Origin of the sequence: Bradyrhizobium sp. YR681 (assembly GCF_000282615.1) — a bacterium.
GTDB lineage: Bacteria > Pseudomonadota > Alphaproteobacteria > Rhizobiales > Xanthobacteraceae > Bradyrhizobium.
The window spans coordinates 35863-51695 of sequence record NZ_AKIY01000324.1 but is presented as its reverse complement, the minus strand read 5'-3'; the positions used below and the strand labels follow the sequence as shown (position 1 = coordinate 51695).

Here is a 15833-nt window from a genome sequence, read left to right as displayed (position 1 = left end):
CTCTCCGCGAGTCCGACTGTCACCGTCCCTGCGGAGACTCCCCCTCACCCCAACCCTCTCCCCGCAAGCGGGGCGAGGGAGTAGACCTGCCTACTGCATCCCCAGCTGCCCGGCTTCCCAGCCCAGCATCGCCTGCTTGCGGGTGATACCCCAGTGATAGCCGGTGAGCGTGCCGCTCTTGCCGAGTGCGCGGTGGCAGGGCACGACGAACGAGACCGGATTCTTGCCGACCGCGGCGCCGACGGCGCGCGAGGCTTTCGGGCTGTCGATGTTGCAGGCGATGTCGGAATAGGACACCGCGCGGCCCATCGGGATCTTCAGCAGCGTCTCCCACACCCGCACCTCGAAATCGGTGCCGATCATCACCACGCGCAGCGGCTGGTCGGGCCGCCACAGTTTTGTGTCGAAGATGCGCTGCGCCAGCGATGCGGTGCCTTCGTGATCCTCGACGTAAGTGGCGTTCCGCCAGCGCCGCGTCATGTCGGCGAGCGCGGCCTGCTCTTCGCCGGGGTCGGCGAAGGCAAGTCCGGATAGTCCGCGATCGGTCGCGATCACGATCGCCGTGCCGAACGGCGAGGGATGGAAGCCGTAGCGCAACGTCAGGCCCGCGCCGCCGTTCTTCCATTCGCCCGGCGACATCGCTTCATGGGTGACGAAGAGATCGTGCAGCCGGCCCGGACCTGACAGGCCGGAGTCGAGCGCTGCATCGAGGATGCTCGCCGAATCCCGCAAGAGACCCTTGGCATGGTCGAGCGTGAGCGCCTGCATAAAAGCCTTCGGTGTGATCGAGGCCCAGCGGCGGAACAGATGATGCAGCTCATCCGGCGTGACGCCGGCGGCATCCGCCATCGCCTCGATGGTCGGCTGCGTGCGCCAGTTTTCCGAAATGAAGGCGATGGCCCGGCGCACCGAATCGTAATCGCGCAGCGCGGCGTTCTGGGAGCCCGGCCTGGCCAGGCGCTGGTCATGTATGGCGAGTGTCATCATGACCGGAAATGTAGGCGCGGCGCCGGGTCGAAACCACCCGATTCCCGATCCGGCGATCAGGAGATCGGATTATAGGTCGGGCCACGTTTGGCGGCGTTCAACGCCTCGACCAAGCCTTTGTAAAAACTTGCCTTTTCGTCAGGTCCCAGATGGCGTGCGATCCTGATCTGGTGGCCGCGCGAGATCACATAGAGATGCTCGATGCCAAAGTCCTCGTCGACTTCCATGTCGAGGCGGACCCAGAGCGGATTGAAGGTCCATTCGGCGACGTGGCCGTGATGGCTGACGCGCCGCACCCGCAATTCTGACGTCGTAACGGTAATCTCCTCGCGCGCCCGCGCGGTGCGGAAATTGACCTTGAAGGCCCACCAGATCACCAGCACGTCGAGGCCGAAAAAGCCGAACACCGGCCAGGCCCCCATCATCAGGAAGACGAGGCCGGTGACGAAGCTGACGACGCTCAGGAACAGCATCACGGCGAGGAAACCGGTGCGGTTCAGCGAGCGGTGCGGCGTCAGCAGCGCCGAGAAAATCTGCTGCTCGCTGTCGCGCTCAATTTCGTTGCCTGTGCTCATCGTCCCTCAGTATATCCCGATCATGGCGAAAATCACCCGCAAGCCGGTCCCGCGCAAAGCCGCCGTGCCGAAGAAAAAGGCAAAGACAGCCGTTGCGACGCCCAAGCCCGCTAAGGGATCGGCACCGGCGAAGAAATCCCTCAAGGCCACCAAACCCTGGACGCCGGCCGAGGTTCGCGAGGTCTTCAGCCGCTTTCACAAAGCCAATCCCGAGCCGAAGGGCGAGCTCGAGCACGTCAATCCGTTCACGCTGCTGGTCGCGGTGGTGCTGTCGGCGCAGGCGACCGACGCCGGCGTCAACAAGGCGACGCGCGCGCTGTTCGAGGTCGCAGACACCCCGCAGAAGATGCTCGACCTCGGCGAGGAGCGCTTGCGCGACTACATCAAGACCATCGGCCTCTATCGCACCAAGGCGAAGAACGTGATCGGGCTGTCGGCAAAGCTGCTCAGCGAGTTCGGCGGCGAGGTGCCGCGCACGCGGGCCGAGATCGAGTCATTGCCCGGTGCCGGGCGCAAGACCGCCAATGTCGTGCTCAACATGGCCTTTGGCGAGCACACCATGGCGGTCGATACGCATGTCTTCCGTGTCGGCAACCGCACCGGGCTTGCGCCCGGCAAGACGCCGCTCGACGTCGAACTCGGGCTGGAAAAAATCATTCCGTCCGAATACATGCTGCACGCACATCACTGGTTGATCCTGCATGGCCGTTACACCTGCCTCGCGCGCAAGCCGCGCTGCGAGGTATGCCTGATCAACGATCTTTGCCGATGGCCGGAGAAGACGGTGTGAGGCAATATTGCCGCCGTTCCGGAACGATGTGAAGCAAGTCGGTTTTGGGAGCCAGTCGTGAGTCAGCAGGAACAAATCTCGTCGTCGCCACCTGCTGCCACACCGGCGCCGCCACCGAAGCCGACGCAGCCGCCGGCGACCTCGTTCTGGAGCCGGTTCGCGATCCCGCTGTTCGCGGTCATGGTCGCGCTCGCCTTCGTGGCGCTGGCGACGCTGCGCTTCGACGAATGGGTCGGCAACGCCGTGGTCCAGACCACCAATGACGCCTATGTGCGCTCCGAGCTGACGCGGCTGGCGAGCCGCGTTTCCGGCGAGGTGCTGACCGTGGGGGTGACCGACTTCCAGCGCGTCAAGGCCGGCGATCTCCTGATCCAGATCGATCCCGCCGACTATCAGGCCCAGGTCGCGCAATCCGAGGCTGCCGTTGCCGCCGCCCAGGCCGTGCTCGACAATCTGGCGAACCAGATCGAGCTGCAATACGCAACCATCGCCCAGGCCGAGGCCGCGCGATTGTCGGCGGAGGCGCTCGCGGTCGAGGCCAAGCAGGAGCAGGACCGCCAGCAATCGCTGTCGCAGACCGAATCCGGCACGCGGCAGCGCTTCGAGCAGGCGGTCGCGGGCTACGCCAAGGCGCAGGCCGATGTGCGGGCGAGCCGCGCAGTGATCGCCGCGCAACAACATCAGATCGAGGTCCTGCAAGGCACCAGGAAACAGCGCGCCGCCGATCTCGAAGCCACCAAGGCGACGCTGGCGAGCACAAAACTCAAGCTCGGTTATACGAAGATCGTTGCACCGTTCGACGGCGTCGCCGGCGAGCGCCAGGTGCAGCCCGGCGACTACGTCAATATCGGCACCAACCTCATCAATGTGGTGCCGTTGCCCAAGGTCTACGTGATCGCGAACTACAAGGAGACCCAGCTCACGCATGTCGCGCCGGGCCAGCCGGTCGAGATCACCGTCGACAGTTTTCCACGCGAGAAGCTGCGCGGCCGGGTCGAGCGCATCGCGCCCGCGACCGGTGCGCAGGTCGCGCTGCTGCCGCCTGATAACGCCACCGGCAATTTCACCAAGGTCGTGCAGCGCATTCCCGTGCGCATCCAGTTCGACGACAACCAGCCCTTGTTGATGCGGCTCGTGCCCGGCATGTCGGTCGTCACCAGTATCGACACGAAGGCCGGCAATGGCGGAAAATGAAGATTCCAGCCGCGGTCCTCTGTCGCGCGGCGGCGTCGCGCCACAACCCTTGTTCGCCGTGGCGGCGGTGCTGCTCGGCTCCTTCCTCGCCAATTTCGACAGCCGGCTGACCACGGTCGGCCTGCCCGATCTGCGCGGTGCGTTCGGGCTCTCCTTCGACGAAGGCGCCTGGCTCTCCACCGCCGGGATCGGCTCGCAGATCTTCATCGCGCCCGCGGTGGCCTGGCTCGCCACCGTGTTCGGCCTGCGCCGCGTGCTCGGTATCCCCAGCCTCGTCTATGCCGCGGTATCGCTGATCATCCCCCTCGTGCACGACTATCCGAGCCTGCTTGCGCTCAGCGTCGTGCACGGCTTGCTGCTCGGCACCTTCGTGCCGGCGACCCTGATGATCGTGTTCCGTAACTTGCCGATCCGCTGGTGGCTGCCGGCGATCTCGATCTATTCGATCCGCGTCGGCTTCGCGCTGGATACGTCGAGCTCGCTGGTCGGCTTCTATGTCGACCATCTCGGCTGGCAATGGCTGTACTGGCAGGGCGTCGCGATCGCGCCGCTGATGGGCCTGATGGTCTATCTGGGCACGCCGAACGAGCCGGTGAACCGTGCGCTGCTGAGCGAGGCCGATTGGGGCGGCATGCTGCTGCTCGGCGCGGGGGTAGGCATGATCTATGCCGGCCTCGACCAGGGCAACCGGCTGGACTGGCTCGGCTCGGGTACGGTGATGGCACTGCTGGTCGGCGGCGCGGTGCTGTTCGCAGCATTCCTCGTCAACGAGTCGCTGGTGCGCCAGCCCTGGGCGCATGTGAACGTGCTGTTCTCGCGCAATATCGGCCTGTCGCTGGTGGTGATTCTGCTCTACACGCTGACGTCGCTCTCCAATTCGTCGCTGGTGCCGAACTTCCTCGGCAATGTCGGCCTGCTCAGGCCGGAGCAGAGTGGGCAGTTGCTGCTCACCTACGGCGCGCTGCCGATGTTCGTGCTGGTGCCTGTTTCGATCTGGCTGCTCAGGCATTTCGATGCGCGCGTGGTGACGGTGCTGGGCTTTGCGTGTTTCGCCGCCGCCAACCTCTGGGGCACCCAGCTCACCCACGATTGGGCGCGCGAGGATTTTGTCGGCATCGTGCTGCTGCAATCGGTCGGCCAGTCGCTGACACTGCTGCCGATCATCATCATGGCGCTGTCGAACTCCGATCCGAGCCGCGCCACGTCGTTTGCCGCCTACATCCAGATCATGCGGCTCGGCGGCGCCGAGATCGGCGTGGCGCTGATGGGAACGTGGCTGCGCGTCCGCGAGCAGGTCCATTCCTTCTATATCGGCCAGAATCTCACGGTCGGCGACGTCGATGTCGTGCGCGCGCTCAAGCAACTCGCCGATCACTTCTCCGCCCACGGCGCCGGTCTGGCGCAGGCGCGCGCGGTCGGCACGCTCGCAAGCTTCGTCCAGCGCGAGGCCAATGTGCTCGCCTATATCGACGGCTTCTGGCTGTGCTTCTGGCTGGCGATGGCCGCGCTCGGCTGCATCGCCCTGATCACCCGCGCGCCGCCGGGCCCGTTCACGCCGGCGCCGTTCGGCTTCGCCAGGATGCTGCTGCGCAGATGCGGAGTGCGGGTGACGTAACGCCCCGGTGAGTTTCAGGTATCTCGGTATAAGCCGCGAACTCCGTACACCTCTCCCCGACGGGGAGAGGTGGAGACCGTCACCGCATCTGGCGTGCCGGCTCGATCAGCTCGGGGCGCGGGCCCGACAGCCGCTTGTGCATGTGGACCATGAAAGCCATGGCAAAGATCGGCGTCGCCAGGTTCAGGATCGGGATCGAGACGAAAGCGGCGATGAAGAGGCCGGCGGTGAAGATGGTGGCGGCATTGTCGCGCCGCATCGCCTTGGCTTCCTCCGGGGAGCGGAACCGCATCGCCGCGAGCTCGAAATATTCCCGGCCGAGCAGCCAGGCGGTGGCGAGGAAGAAGATCAGGAAGCCGGCGCCGGCAAAAAGCACCAGCGGCAGCGCCACGAGATAAACCAGGATCGTCAGCAGCGCGGTCTTGATGCCCTCGAGGATCGCCTGGCCGATGGGCAGCGCGACGCCGGGCCGCTCGGCGGGGTAATGCTCGCGCTCGACGATATCGGCGATGTCGTCGACGAACAGGCTCGCCACCAGCGAGGTGATCGCCGGCATCAAAAAGACACCGCCGAACACGACGCCGAGGCCGGTCGCGATCGAGACGATCCAGGACAGGACCTCGAGCGAGGAATGCCAGCCCGGCCCGAGCAGGCCTTCCAGCCAGATCTCGCCATAGGTCGCAAACCAGCTCAGCAGCCGCTGCAGGCCGATCGCCAGCACGGTGATCAGCACGAGCGCGAGCCCGATCGATCGCCACAGGATCGAACGCATCGGCGGCGAGACCATTTGCGACAGCGCCTTCACGGCGGCATCCAGCATCGGAGTTCCTCTCACGAAAACCACCCGCGAGAGGTAGACACCCCGGGCCGCTTCGGCAAGGGACGCTGGCCTGGCCGTATCCGCAAATGTGGTGAGAGGGGTGCTCATGAAGGTGCCTCCTCTCCGTCATTTCGCGCGTAGCGAAGCAATCCAGGCTCTCTCCGCGGAAAGATTCTGGGTTGCTTGGTCGCAAGAGCTCCTCGCAATGACGGGGAAGGACCTCCGCTACACCGCATCCAGCGGCTTGCCCCGCACGTTCGGGCCGAACAGCGTCATCGCGATCACCACGATCAGCATCGCCGCGGTGATCAGGCCGAACACGCCGGTCACGCCGGCCTCCTTCAGCATGTAGGCGACGATGAAGCCCGAAAACGTCGCACTCAGCCGGCTCATCGAATAGACGAGCCCGGAGGCCTGCGCCCGGATCTCCGTCGGAAACACCTCGGTCTGATAGGCGTGATAGGCGTAGGACATCGTGGTGTTGCAGGCCGTCAGCAGCACGCCGCAGACGATCAGCAGCGCCGGCTCGGTCAATTGCGCGAATGCCACGCCGAACACGATGATGGCGACGCAGGCGCCCGCGATGATCCAGCGACGCTCGAATCTGTCGGCAAAGCTCGCGGCAAGCAGCGGCGCGATCGGATAGGCGAAGGCGACGATGAAGGAATATTGCAGGCTCTTGGTGACGGTGATGCCTTTCTCGACCAGCAGCGTCGGCACCCAATTGGCAAAGCCGTAGAAGCCGAAGGCCTGGCACAGGTTGAACACCATGAACAGGACGACGAGCGAAAGATAAGGCTGCCGGAACAGATCGGCGAAGCTGACGCGCGCGACGGGCCGTGTTGCCTGCTGCGCGGACGGGATCACGGGCCGTGAGCCGGCGACACCGCTGGCGGCTTCCAGCGTGCCGAGGATGCGAAGCGCCTCCTCGTTGCGGCCGTGGCGCGCCAGCCAAAGCGGGCTCTCGGGCAGGAACAGCCTGAGCACCCAGATGATCATGCTGGCGGCAGCACCGATCAACACCACCCAGCGCCAGCCTTCGACTCCATAAGGCGACAGCGGCACCAGCCACCAGGCGAGGAAGGCGACGACGGGCACGGCCACGAACATGATCGATTGGTTCACCGCGAAGGCGCGTCCGCGCATCCGGCTCGGCACCAGCTCAGTGATGTAGGCGTCGATGGTGATGACCTCGACGCCGATGCCGATGCCGGCAAGGAAGCGCCAGAACAAAAGGCCTTCCGAAGACGTCTGGCAGGCCATGATCACGGACGCCGCGGTGTAGCCGAGCAGGGCGTAAGTGAAGATCGCGCGGCGGCCGAAGCGGTCGGCGAGGAAGCCGAGGAAAAAGGTGCCGACGAACAGGCCGGCAAAGGTCGCGGCGACGAAGGCGCCGATACCGGAGAAGCCGAAGAAAGCCGTTGTCGTCGTGGAGAGCAATCCGCTGCGGCTCAGCCCCGGTGCGATATAGCCGGTCAGGAACAGATCGTAGATCTCGAAGCAGCCGCCAAGCGAGAGCAGGATGACGAGGCGCCAGACATGGGCCGTCCCCGGCATCGCCTCGAGCCGCCGCGAGATCTCGTCGGGGACGGATGGCGCTGTGCCGAGCTCAAAGCCTGTGTCGATGCCGACAACGCTCATGATGTCCTCCCCGTGGCGCGCGGGTCGCGCGCGTTTGCCGGCGGCTCATCTCTGTGGTGTGTCGTGAACTCTGCCGGATCGCGCCATGTTGGCCGGCCGACGCCGGAAATCCAGAAGAACATATCGATGGAAGCGTTCGAGATTTTCGAACGAAGCTGATGAGAGGCAGGACAGCCGGCCAGCGAACTCGGTCACCTCTCCCGCTTGCGGGAGAGGTCGGCGCACAGCGCCGGGTGAGGGTTCTCTCCGCAATGGGACAATCCCGATGCGGAGAGAACCCTCACCCCAACCCTCTCCCGCAAGCGGGAGAGGGAGCGCACCGCCGCTGTGGAAGCGTTACCCCGCCAGCTCCGCCTGCCAGCCGCCGCCCCGCACCTGCTCGGCGATCAGCGCCAGCATCAGCCGCCGCATCTCCTCCATCGCATAGGTCATCGGACGGTTGCGCAGGCGGCAGAGATAGAGCGTGCGGGTCAGCTTCGGCTCGATCACCTTGCGCGCGATCAGGCGGCCGGCGGCGAGTTCCTCCCGCGCGAACAGCTTTGTCGCAATGGTGCAGCCGAGCCCTTCCACCAGCGCGCCGGTCATGCCGGTGATCGAGTTGGCGTGCAGGATGGCACCGCCTTCCAGCCGCTTGAGCAGCACCGGATCGTCCAGCAGCGCGCGCGAGGACAGGCCGAGGCCGTAGCGCAGCAGGATTAGCGGCAGCCGATTTAGCTCCTCGAAGCGAATCGGCGTCCTGCCCTTGCCGACCAGCTTTGGAATGCCGACCAGGAACATCTCCTCTTCAAGCACGGCTTCCGTGATCAGCTCCTTCTCCGACGGCGGATTGTAGACCAGCGCGAGGTCGACATTGGAGACCATCAGATGCATCAGCGTCGCGCCGGACAGGCTCTCGGTGAGCGACAGCTTGAGTTTTGGATATTTGGTCAGCACGATGCGCATCAGCTCGACGCCGATCGCCTTGACGCCGGAATTGGCCATGCCGATCGAGATTTCGCCGGCAATGACGCGGGCGCCCTCGCGCACTTCGGTCTCGGCCTCCGCCATCGCGCGCAGGATGATGCGGGCGTGCTCGTAGAGCCGCTCGCCGGCCGCGGTCGGCTCCATGCCGCGCGACTTGCGCTCGAACAGCGGCGTTGCGAACTCGGCCTCCAGGTTCGAGATGTGATGGCTGAGCGCGGATTGCGCGACGTTGACCTGGTCGGCCGCGCGCGACAGGTTCCGCTGCTCGTAGACGGCGATGAAATAGCGGAGCTGGCGCGAATCCATGTTGGTCCAGCGTTCTAGAACTGCGAAGGTAATCTTCGACAGATTATATTTTTCAGATGGCTTGTGAAGGCCTAGTCTTCGAAGTCGAACGAACAGGAGTGCCCATGACCGAAACCGGATTGCCGCTCGAAGGCGTGCGGGTCGTCGAGATGACGCACATGGTCATGGGCCCGACCTGCGGCATGATTCTCGCGCAACTCGGTGCCGAGGTGATCAAGGTCGAGCCGCCTGCCGGTGACAAGACGCGAAGTCTCGGCGGCATGGGCACGGCGTTCTTTCCACTGTTCAACCGTGGCAAGCGCAGCGTCGTGCTGGACTTCGAGAAGCCGGGGGATCGCGACACCATGCACCGGCTGCTGGAGACGGCCGACGTGTTCCTCGAAAATTTTCGCGACGGCCAGCTTGAGAAGCATGGACTGGGTGCCGAGGAACTGCGTCGCCTTCATCCGCATCTGATCATCGCCGGCCACAAGGGCTTTCTGTCCGGCCCCTATGAGCATCGCCCGGCGCTCGACGAGGTCGTGCAGATGATGTCGGGGCTCGCTGCCATGACCGGCACCAAGGACAAGCCGCAGCGCGTCGGCTCCTCCGCCAACGACATCATGGGCGGCATGTTCGGCGTGATCGCGATCCTGGCCGCGCTCTACCAGAAGCGCGGGGGCAAACGCGACGGCGCCGACATCCGCATCGGCCTGTTCGAGAACTGCCTGTTTCTGGTCGCCCAGCACATGGTCGAATACGAGATGACCGGCAACAAGCCGCGCTCGATGCCGGAGCGCGAGCACGCCTGGCCGATCTACGATATCTTCGATGCCGCCGGCGATGGACGCATTTTCATTGGCGTCGTGACCGAGGGCCATTGGCAGAGCTTTTGCCGCGAGTTCGGCCTGACCGATCTTCTCGATGATCCCAGCTTGCGGACCACGACCGATCGCATCCTGGCGCGGCCGAGGATCCTTCCGCGCGTGGCCGAGATCATCCGGAAGTGGAACGTGGCGGAGCTGTCGCAACGGCTCGACGCGCTCAACATCTGCTTCTCGCCGATCAACCGTCCCGAGGACCTGCTCACCGATCCGCATGTGCTGCGGCCGGGCGGGCTCGTTACCAACGTTGCCGCCGACGGCAAGCCGTTCCATGTGCCGACGCTGCCGCTGGAATGGAACGGCAGCCATTTTGGCGAAGGCCTGAAGGTCGCGCCGCTCGGCGCCGACACATCAGCGGTTCGCGCCGAGATCGATGACACCGACGACATCACGTCAAAAGCCGCTGGGAGGCGCGCATGAGCCGGATCGAGACGATTTACCCCGCAGATCGCGTCAGCCTGCGCGAGGTCGGCCTGCGCGACGGGCTTCAGCTCGTGAAGACGATTCCGTCGACCGAAGCCAAGCAGCGCTGGGTGCGCGAGGAATACGCCGCTGGCGTCAGGCATTTCGAGGTCGGCTCGTTCCTGCCGGCAAAAACCTTTCCGCAATTCGTCGACGTCCGTGATGTCATCGGGACCGTGGCGCGCCTGCGCGGGGCCCACGGCATTGCGCTTGCACTCAACGAGCGCGGCGTCAACGAAGCGCTGGAATCCGGCATTGGCGAGATCGCGTCGGTGGTCTCGGCCACGGAAGAACACAGCCAGGCCAATGCCCATCGCTCGCGCGATTCCGCGATTGCCAATGTGAAGCGGCTCTGCGAGATGCGCGATGCCAGCGCCCACAAGCCGCTGGTGAACGCCGCGATCTCGATGGCGCTGGGCTGCTCGATAACAGGCGCGGTCGAGCCCGCCGAGGTGCTGCGGCTGGTCGACAGATGCCTCGAGGCCGGTGTCGATTTCGTCGCGATCGCCGATACCGTCGGCTATGCCGGGCCGAAGCAGGTGGGCGAACTGTCGCGCGCCGCGGTGAAGCTCGCCGGCTCAAAGCCGATCTGCATCCATCTCCACGACACCCGCGGCATGGGCATCGCCAACGCCGCCGCCGCGCTCGACGAAGGCGTCCGCATTCTTGACGGCTCGCTCGGCGGCCTCGGCGGCTGCCCCTTCGCGCCCGGCGCGACCGGCAATGTGGTGTTCGAGGACCTTGTGTTCCTGTGCGAGAGCAAGGGGTTTGCAACTGATATCGACCTGGAGAAGCTGATCGCGGTGCGGAAGATCCTGCGCGAGGAGATGCCGAACGAGCAGCTCTATGGCGGCATGGCGCGGGCGGGGTTGCCGGGTGGGAGTGCCGCGAAGGCGGCGTGATCCTGAAGCTCTAAATGTCGCTCTCGTGTCCCAGACGCGACGCAGAGCCGGGGCCAGAAGCTTGCGCTAGCGGTGAGATGGGCCCCGGCTCTGCAGCGCACCGCTGAAGAAGCGCTGCGCTGCGGGGGCACGAGAGCGTGGGCTCACTCATGCCGATGCCCGTGCTTGCGCGCCTTCGCCGGCTTGCCTTCCCCCGTCGGAATCATCACCACGCGGCCATAGCGCACGCCGCGTTCGGCGATGATGTGGTCGGCGAAATGCTTGACCTCGTCGGCCGAGCCCTTCAGTGCCGTCATCTCCATGCAGTTGTTCTCGTCGAGATGGACATGCAGCGTCGCCAGCGCGAGGTCGTGATGGCCGTGGAATTCCTGCACCAGGCGCTTCGAGAGGTCCCGCGCGGCGTGGTCGTAGACATAGACCAGGCCGGCGACGCATTGGCCGGTCTGCGCTGTGTCCTCTGCGGATTGCTGAAGCCCGGCGCGCGCGAGGTCGCGGATGATCTCGGAGCGGTTCTGGTAGCCGCGCGCCTCGGCTGCGGCATCGATCTCCGCCAGAAGGTCGTCCTCGATCGTGATGGTGATCCGCTGCATCAGGTCCTCTCCGCGCGTGCCGCTCATGTCCGCTGAACCGTAGCCCGGATGGAGCGTAGCGCAATCCGGGGCGGTGCCGATACGTTAGCAGACCCCGGATTACGCTTCGCTCCATCCGGGCTACGCAGATCCTGGCCCTTCACAGCCGCGTCGCACGAAGCCGCAGCGCGTTGCCGACCACGCTCACCGAGGACAGCGCCATCGCCGCCGCCGCGATGATCGGCGACAGCAGCACGCCGAACGTCGGATAGAGAATGCCCGCGGCGATCGGGATGCCGGCGGCGTTGTAGATGAAGGCGAAGAACAGGTTCTGGCGGATGTTGCTCATCGTCGCCTGCGACAGCTTTCGTGCCCGCACGATGCCGACAAGGTCGCCCTTGAGCAGGGTGACGCCGGCGCTCTCCATCGCCACGTCGGTGCCGGTGCCCATGGCGATGCCGACTTCGGCCGCCGCCAGTGCCGGCGCGTCGTTGACGCCGTCGCCCGCCATCGCGACGCTGCGGCCGGCCTTTTGCAGCTTCGTGACCACCGCGCTCTTCTGGTCCGGCAGCACCTCGGCCTCGACCTCGGCGATGCCGAGCCGGCGCGCCACCGCTTCCGCCGTGGTGCGATTATCGCCGGTCAGCATGATCACCTTGATGCCCTCGGCCGCGAGCGCCTTCAGCGCTTCGGGCGTCGAGGCCTTGACCGGATCGGCGATCGCGAACAGGCCGGCAAGCCGGCCGTCGACAGCCATGTTGATGACCGTTGCGCCATCGCCACGCAGGCGTTCGGCCTCGGTGTCGAGTGCCCCGGTGTCGATCCCGATCGATGCAAAATACCTGGCATTGCCGAGCACGATGGTCTTGCCTTCGACCTTGCCGGTCGCGCCCTTGCCGGTCGGCGAATCGAACCCCTCGACCGGGCTGAGCGCGAGCTGCTTCTCCTTGGCCGCGCGCACGACGGCATCGGCGAGCGGATGCTCGCTGGCGCGCTCGACGCTGGCTGCGAGGCGAAGGATGTCGTCTTCCGTAAAGCCGGGAGCGGGCACGATCGCGACCACCTTGGGCTTGCCCTCGGTCAGCGTGCCGGTCTTGTCGACCACCAGCGTGTCGATCTTCTCCATCCGCTCCAGCGATTCCGCGTTCTTGATCAGGACGCCCGCCTGCGCGCCGCGGCCGACACCGACCATGATCGACATCGGCGTGGCCAGCCCCAGCGCGCAGGGGCAGGCGATGATCAGCACGCTGACCGCGGCAACGAGGCCGAAGGCCAGCCGCGGCTCCGGCCCGAACCAGGCCCAGGCGGCAAAGGCGGCGAGGGCGACGGCGATGACGGCGGGCACGAACCAGCCGGCGACCTGGTCGGCCAGCCGCTGGATCGGCGCGCGCGAGCGCTGCGCATCGGCGACCATCTGCACGATCTGCGACAGCAGCGTCTCTCGGCCGACCTTGTCGGCGCGCATGATGAAGCTGCCGGACTGGTTGAGCGTGCCTGCGATCACCTTGGCGTCGACCTCCTTGGTGACCGGCATGGATTCGCCCGTGACGAGCGACTCGTCGAGCGAGGAGCGTCCCTCCAGGATGACGCCGTCGACCGGCACCTTCTCGCCCGGACGAACGCGCAGGCGATCGCCGGCATGGAGCGTGTCGATCTCGACCTCGTGCTCGCTGCCATCTGCATCGACGCGGCGCGCGGTCTTTGGCGCAAGCTGCAGCAGCGCCTTGATCGCGCCCGACGTCGCGTCGCGGGCGCGCAGCTCCAGCACCTGGCCGAGCAGCACCAGCACAGTGATGACGGCGGCCGCCTCGAAATAGACGGCAACCGCGCCCTCATGGCCACGGAAGGTCGCCGGAAAAATCTGCGGTGCGATGGTGCCGATCAGGCTGTAGACATAGGCAACGCCGGTGCCCATCGCGATCAGCGTGAACATGTTGAGGTTGCGCGTCAGCAGCGACTGCCAGCCGCGAACGAAGAACGGCCAGCCGGCCCAAACCACCACGGGCGTCGCGAAGACGAGCTGGATCCAGTTCGACAGCGTCGCGTCGATCCAATTGTGCGGGCCCGCGAGATGACCGCCCATCTCCAGCACCACCGGCGGCACGGCCAGCGCGCCGCCGATCCAGAACCGCCGTGTCATGTCGGCCAGCTCGGGATTGGGCCCGGTCTCCAGGCTCGCGACCTCCGGCTCCAGCGCCATGCCGCAGATCGGGCAGCTGCCCGGGCCGACCTGGCGGATCTGCGGATGCATCGGGCAGGTATAGATCGTGCCCGCGGGCATCTCCGGCTCGCCCGCCTTGTTCTTGGTGAGATACTTTGCGGGATCGGCGGCGAATTTGCCGCAGCAGCCGGCCGAGCAGAAATGGAAGGTCTCGCCCCGATGCTCGAACCGGTGCTTTGACGTCGCGGGATCGACCGTCATGCCGCAGACGGGATCGAGCACCTTTGCCGCGGCGCCATTGTGGTCATGGGTGTGGCCGGCATGATCGCCATGTCCGCCACAGCACGAAGCCGCGGGTTTGGGAGCCGGCGCCGCAGCCTTGCTCGAACAACCGCATCCGGTGTGACCGTCCGCGTCGTGATGATGCTTATGCTCGGCGTCGTTCATTCCCATGCTCCGGCCTTGTGCCCGGGTCTTGCAACCCATACCCGGTAGGGGTATATAGACCCCATGCGCAAGGACATCAAGGCATCTGTCGGAAAACGTCTCGGCCGGATCGAGGGCCAGGTTCGCGGCCTGTCGAAAATGGTCGAGGAAGACCGCTATTGCATCGACATCGTGACGCAGATCTCGGCGGTGCGTGCCGCGCTGCGCCGTGTCGAGGAAGAGGTCTTGAAGGACCACGTCGCCCATTGCGTCGAGCACGCGATTGCGAGCGGCGACAAGGCCGATCAGCGCGAAAAGATCGCGGAGCTGATGGCGGTGATCGGGCGGGCGGAGAGGTAGCTTCTCACCGTCATTGCGAGGAGCGTAGCGACGAAGCAATCCAGAATCCCGCCGCGGTGGCAGTCTGGATTGCTTCGCTGCGCTCGCAATGACGGTGGAAAGAGAGGAGCGATCTCGCTCCCGACGTTCGCCGGAACGACGTGGGCGCCAGCTACGCCGCGATCTCGCAGGCGTCAGTGCGGCGTCGCTCACGGTACGTCGCGAGTTCGTTCAGCAGCACGAAATGCTCGGAGAAGGCGACGCTCATCTCCGCGGCCGCCTCCCTCATCACTTGCTCAGCCGGAACTTCATCCGGCGCCGCTTCGTCAATCGCTTCAGGAACGAGCGGCGGCGCACTGAACGTTTCTGGAAACACCCCGAATGAGCCCGCTACCTCCTCGAGCGGCTTTTGCTTGTCGGCCCAGTGCAGCGCGGTGTAGTCGAAGCCGTGCACGATGGTGGGTTTGACCACTTCGAAATAGGGCGAGATGTCGAAGTCGCGGGGCATGTAGAGCGAGGAATCGCGGATGTGCAGGATCTCGCGCCGCGCGGCGCGGCTGCCGGCCTTGGTGATCTTGGGCAGGATCGGATAGCGCACAGCGTCGAACGCCTGCGCGATCAGCGCCGAGCAGATGATCTTGGTCGGATCGCCCGACCCGATCGCGATCATGCGGCGCCGCCAACGCTGCGGGATCGGCAGCGGAAACAGGAAGCGCATCAAATCGACGATGTTCTTGGTGTCGTAGCCGAAGCCGATGCGGTTGATCGCATAGCGGCAGACCGTGGTGCGGTCCTCATAGGACAGCCCGACCGGGCGGCAGACGCGGGTGTGATACGGAAAATATTTCGACAGCGGCGCGGAGGTGACGCCCTCGCCGATATTGGCCTCGATCAGCACATGCGGCTCGCCGTCGGGCTCTTCGGCGCCCTCGATCGGGCCGACATAGAGCGCGGCATGCGACCAGGTCGACTGCGTCAGATATTTGATGATGCCGGAGATGCGGTTGTTGCCCTCGACCAGCAGCACGTCGCCGGGCTCGATGACGCCGCGCAGATGCTCCGGGTCGCTCGGCGTGAACGGCTCATAGCCCGGCACCTCCTTCGAGAGGTACGCGGCAATCAACTTGCCGACTGAATCCAGGACCGTCCCCATGTCGAGCTCCCCCGGCCTTTCTGGCCGTTTTTTTCCTTCTCTATCATGGTCGAAACGTATTGCCATT

At 65.5% G+C, this 15833-nt stretch carries 14 protein-coding genes; 6 read left to right on the top strand and 8 right to left on the bottom strand.

Going from position 1 to position 15833, the window contains the following annotated elements:
* Positions 1-90 precede the first annotated feature (90 nt).
* Together PMI42_RS34755 and PMI42_RS34750 are read right to left on the bottom strand one after the other, a co-directional pair.
* Complete coding sequence (locus PMI42_RS34755) at positions 91-987, bottom strand: methylated-DNA--[protein]-cysteine S-methyltransferase (RefSeq protein WP_008144005.1); 897 nt, start codon at positions 985-987, stop codon at positions 91-93.
* Between the two features lie 56 nt (positions 988-1043).
* The gene (locus tag PMI42_RS34750) at positions 1044-1562 is read right to left on the bottom strand and encodes a DUF2244 domain-containing protein (RefSeq protein WP_008144003.1); all 519 of its coding nucleotides are present in this window, start codon (positions 1560-1562) and stop codon (positions 1044-1046) included.
* Positions 1563-1584: 22 nt separating this feature from the next.
* Here PMI42_RS34750 and nth point away from each other — a divergent pair, with 22 nt between their 5' ends.
* From nth to PMI42_RS34735, 3 genes are read left to right on the top strand one after another with little or no spacing between them, the layout of a single operon-like run.
* Positions 1585-2352, top strand: a complete 768-nt coding sequence (gene nth, locus PMI42_RS34745; protein WP_008144002.1) for an endonuclease III — start codon at positions 1585-1587, stop codon at positions 2350-2352.
* A 57-nt stretch (positions 2353-2409) separates the two neighbouring features.
* Positions 2410-3546 (top strand): HlyD family secretion protein, encoded by a 1137-nt coding sequence (locus tag PMI42_RS34740; protein ID WP_008144000.1) that lies wholly within the window; start codon positions 2410-2412, stop codon positions 3544-3546.
* The gene (locus PMI42_RS34735; protein ID WP_008143997.1) at positions 3533-5161 is read left to right on the top strand and encodes an MFS transporter; all 1629 of its coding nucleotides are present in this window, start codon (positions 3533-3535) and stop codon (positions 5159-5161) included. Before PMI42_RS34740 ends, PMI42_RS34735 begins: the two co-directional genes overlap by 14 nt.
* Before the next feature lie 79 nt (positions 5162-5240).
* On the opposite strand, the gene PMI42_RS34730 is transcribed toward PMI42_RS34735, so the two are convergent.
* From PMI42_RS34730 to PMI42_RS34720, 3 genes are all read right to left on the bottom strand, one after another.
* Entirely contained in the window at positions 5241-5981 is a 741-nt protein-coding gene (locus tag PMI42_RS34730; protein WP_008143996.1) for a sulfate transporter family protein, read from the bottom strand.
* Between the two features lie 225 nt (positions 5982-6206).
* The gene (locus tag PMI42_RS34725) at positions 6207-7622 is read right to left on the bottom strand and encodes an MFS transporter (RefSeq protein WP_008143992.1); all 1416 of its coding nucleotides are present in this window, start codon (positions 7620-7622) and stop codon (positions 6207-6209) included.
* A 336-nt stretch (positions 7623-7958) separates the two neighbouring features.
* Positions 7959-8891, bottom strand: a complete 933-nt coding sequence (locus PMI42_RS34720; RefSeq protein ID WP_008143990.1) for a LysR family transcriptional regulator — start codon at positions 8889-8891, stop codon at positions 7959-7961.
* A 104-nt stretch (positions 8892-8995) separates the two neighbouring features.
* On the opposite strand from PMI42_RS34720, the gene PMI42_RS34715 reads away from it, so the two are divergent.
* Entirely contained in the window at positions 8996-10174 is a 1179-nt protein-coding gene (locus PMI42_RS34715; protein WP_008143987.1) for a CoA transferase, read from the top strand.
* Positions 10171-11118 carry a hydroxymethylglutaryl-CoA lyase gene (locus PMI42_RS34710; RefSeq protein ID WP_008143985.1) on the top strand — a complete coding sequence of 316 codons (948 nt, stop codon included), beginning with the start codon at positions 10171-10173 and terminating at the stop codon, positions 11116-11118. The genes PMI42_RS34715 and PMI42_RS34710 overlap by 4 nt, the downstream gene beginning before the upstream one ends.
* A 143-nt stretch (positions 11119-11261) precedes the next feature.
* On the opposite strand, the gene nikR is transcribed toward PMI42_RS34710, so the two are convergent.
* Together nikR and PMI42_RS34700 are read right to left on the bottom strand one after the other, a co-directional pair.
* Positions 11262-11708, bottom strand: coding sequence for a nickel-responsive transcriptional regulator NikR (gene nikR / locus PMI42_RS34705; protein WP_008143982.1), 447 nt, complete (start codon positions 11706-11708; stop codon positions 11262-11264).
* A 139-nt stretch (positions 11709-11847) separates the two neighbouring features.
* Positions 11848-14295, bottom strand: coding sequence for a heavy metal translocating P-type ATPase (locus PMI42_RS34700; protein ID WP_008143980.1), 2448 nt, complete (start codon positions 14293-14295; stop codon positions 11848-11850).
* A gap of 63 nt (positions 14296-14358) precedes the next feature.
* On the opposite strand from PMI42_RS34700, the gene PMI42_RS34695 reads away from it, so the two are divergent.
* Positions 14359-14634 carry a metal-sensitive transcriptional regulator gene (locus tag PMI42_RS34695; protein ID WP_007598521.1) on the top strand — a complete coding sequence of 92 codons (276 nt, stop codon included), beginning with the start codon at positions 14359-14361 and terminating at the stop codon, positions 14632-14634.
* Positions 14635-14785: 151 nt separating this feature from the next.
* Here the strand turns inward: PMI42_RS34695 and PMI42_RS34690 are convergent, their stop codons facing one another.
* Complete coding sequence (locus PMI42_RS34690) at positions 14786-15766, bottom strand: YiiX/YebB-like N1pC/P60 family cysteine hydrolase (RefSeq protein ID WP_008143975.1); 981 nt, start codon at positions 15764-15766, stop codon at positions 14786-14788.
* Between the last annotated feature and the right edge of the window lie 67 nt (positions 15767-15833).

Excerpts from the sequence above, each read along its gene's own strand:
- PMI42_RS34755 (WP_008144005.1), bottom strand. The coding sequence starts at position 987 with ATGATGACACTCGCCATACATGACCAGCGCCTGGCCAGGCCGGGCTCC.
- PMI42_RS34750 (WP_008144003.1), bottom strand. The coding sequence starts at position 1,562 with ATGAGCACAGGCAACGAAATTGAGCGCGACAGCGAGCAGCAGATTTTC.
- nth (WP_008144002.1), top strand. The coding sequence starts at position 1,585 with ATGGCGAAAATCACCCGCAAGCCGGTCCCGCGCAAAGCCGCCGTGCCG.
- PMI42_RS34735 (WP_008143997.1), top strand. The coding sequence starts at position 3,533 with ATGGCGGAAAATGAAGATTCCAGCCGCGGTCCTCTGTCGCGCGGCGGC.
- PMI42_RS34730 (WP_008143996.1), bottom strand. The coding sequence starts at position 5,981 with ATGCTGGATGCCGCCGTGAAGGCGCTGTCGCAAATGGTCTCGCCGCCG.
- PMI42_RS34725 (WP_008143992.1), bottom strand. The coding sequence starts at position 7,622 with ATGAGCGTTGTCGGCATCGACACAGGCTTTGAGCTCGGCACAGCGCCA.
- PMI42_RS34720 (WP_008143990.1), bottom strand. The coding sequence starts at position 8,891 with ATGGATTCGCGCCAGCTCCGCTATTTCATCGCCGTCTACGAGCAGCGG.
- PMI42_RS34715 (WP_008143987.1), top strand. The coding sequence starts at position 8,996 with ATGACCGAAACCGGATTGCCGCTCGAAGGCGTGCGGGTCGTCGAGATG.
- PMI42_RS34710 (WP_008143985.1), top strand. The coding sequence starts at position 10,171 with ATGAGCCGGATCGAGACGATTTACCCCGCAGATCGCGTCAGCCTGCGC.
- nikR (WP_008143982.1), bottom strand. The coding sequence starts at position 11,708 with ATGCAGCGGATCACCATCACGATCGAGGACGACCTTCTGGCGGAGATC.
- PMI42_RS34700 (WP_008143980.1), bottom strand. The coding sequence starts at position 14,295 with ATGAACGACGCCGAGCATAAGCATCATCACGACGCGGACGGTCACACC.
- PMI42_RS34695 (WP_007598521.1), top strand. The coding sequence starts at position 14,359 with ATGCGCAAGGACATCAAGGCATCTGTCGGAAAACGTCTCGGCCGGATC.
- PMI42_RS34690 (WP_008143975.1), bottom strand. The coding sequence starts at position 15,766 with ATGGGGACGGTCCTGGATTCAGTCGGCAAGTTGATTGCCGCGTACCTC.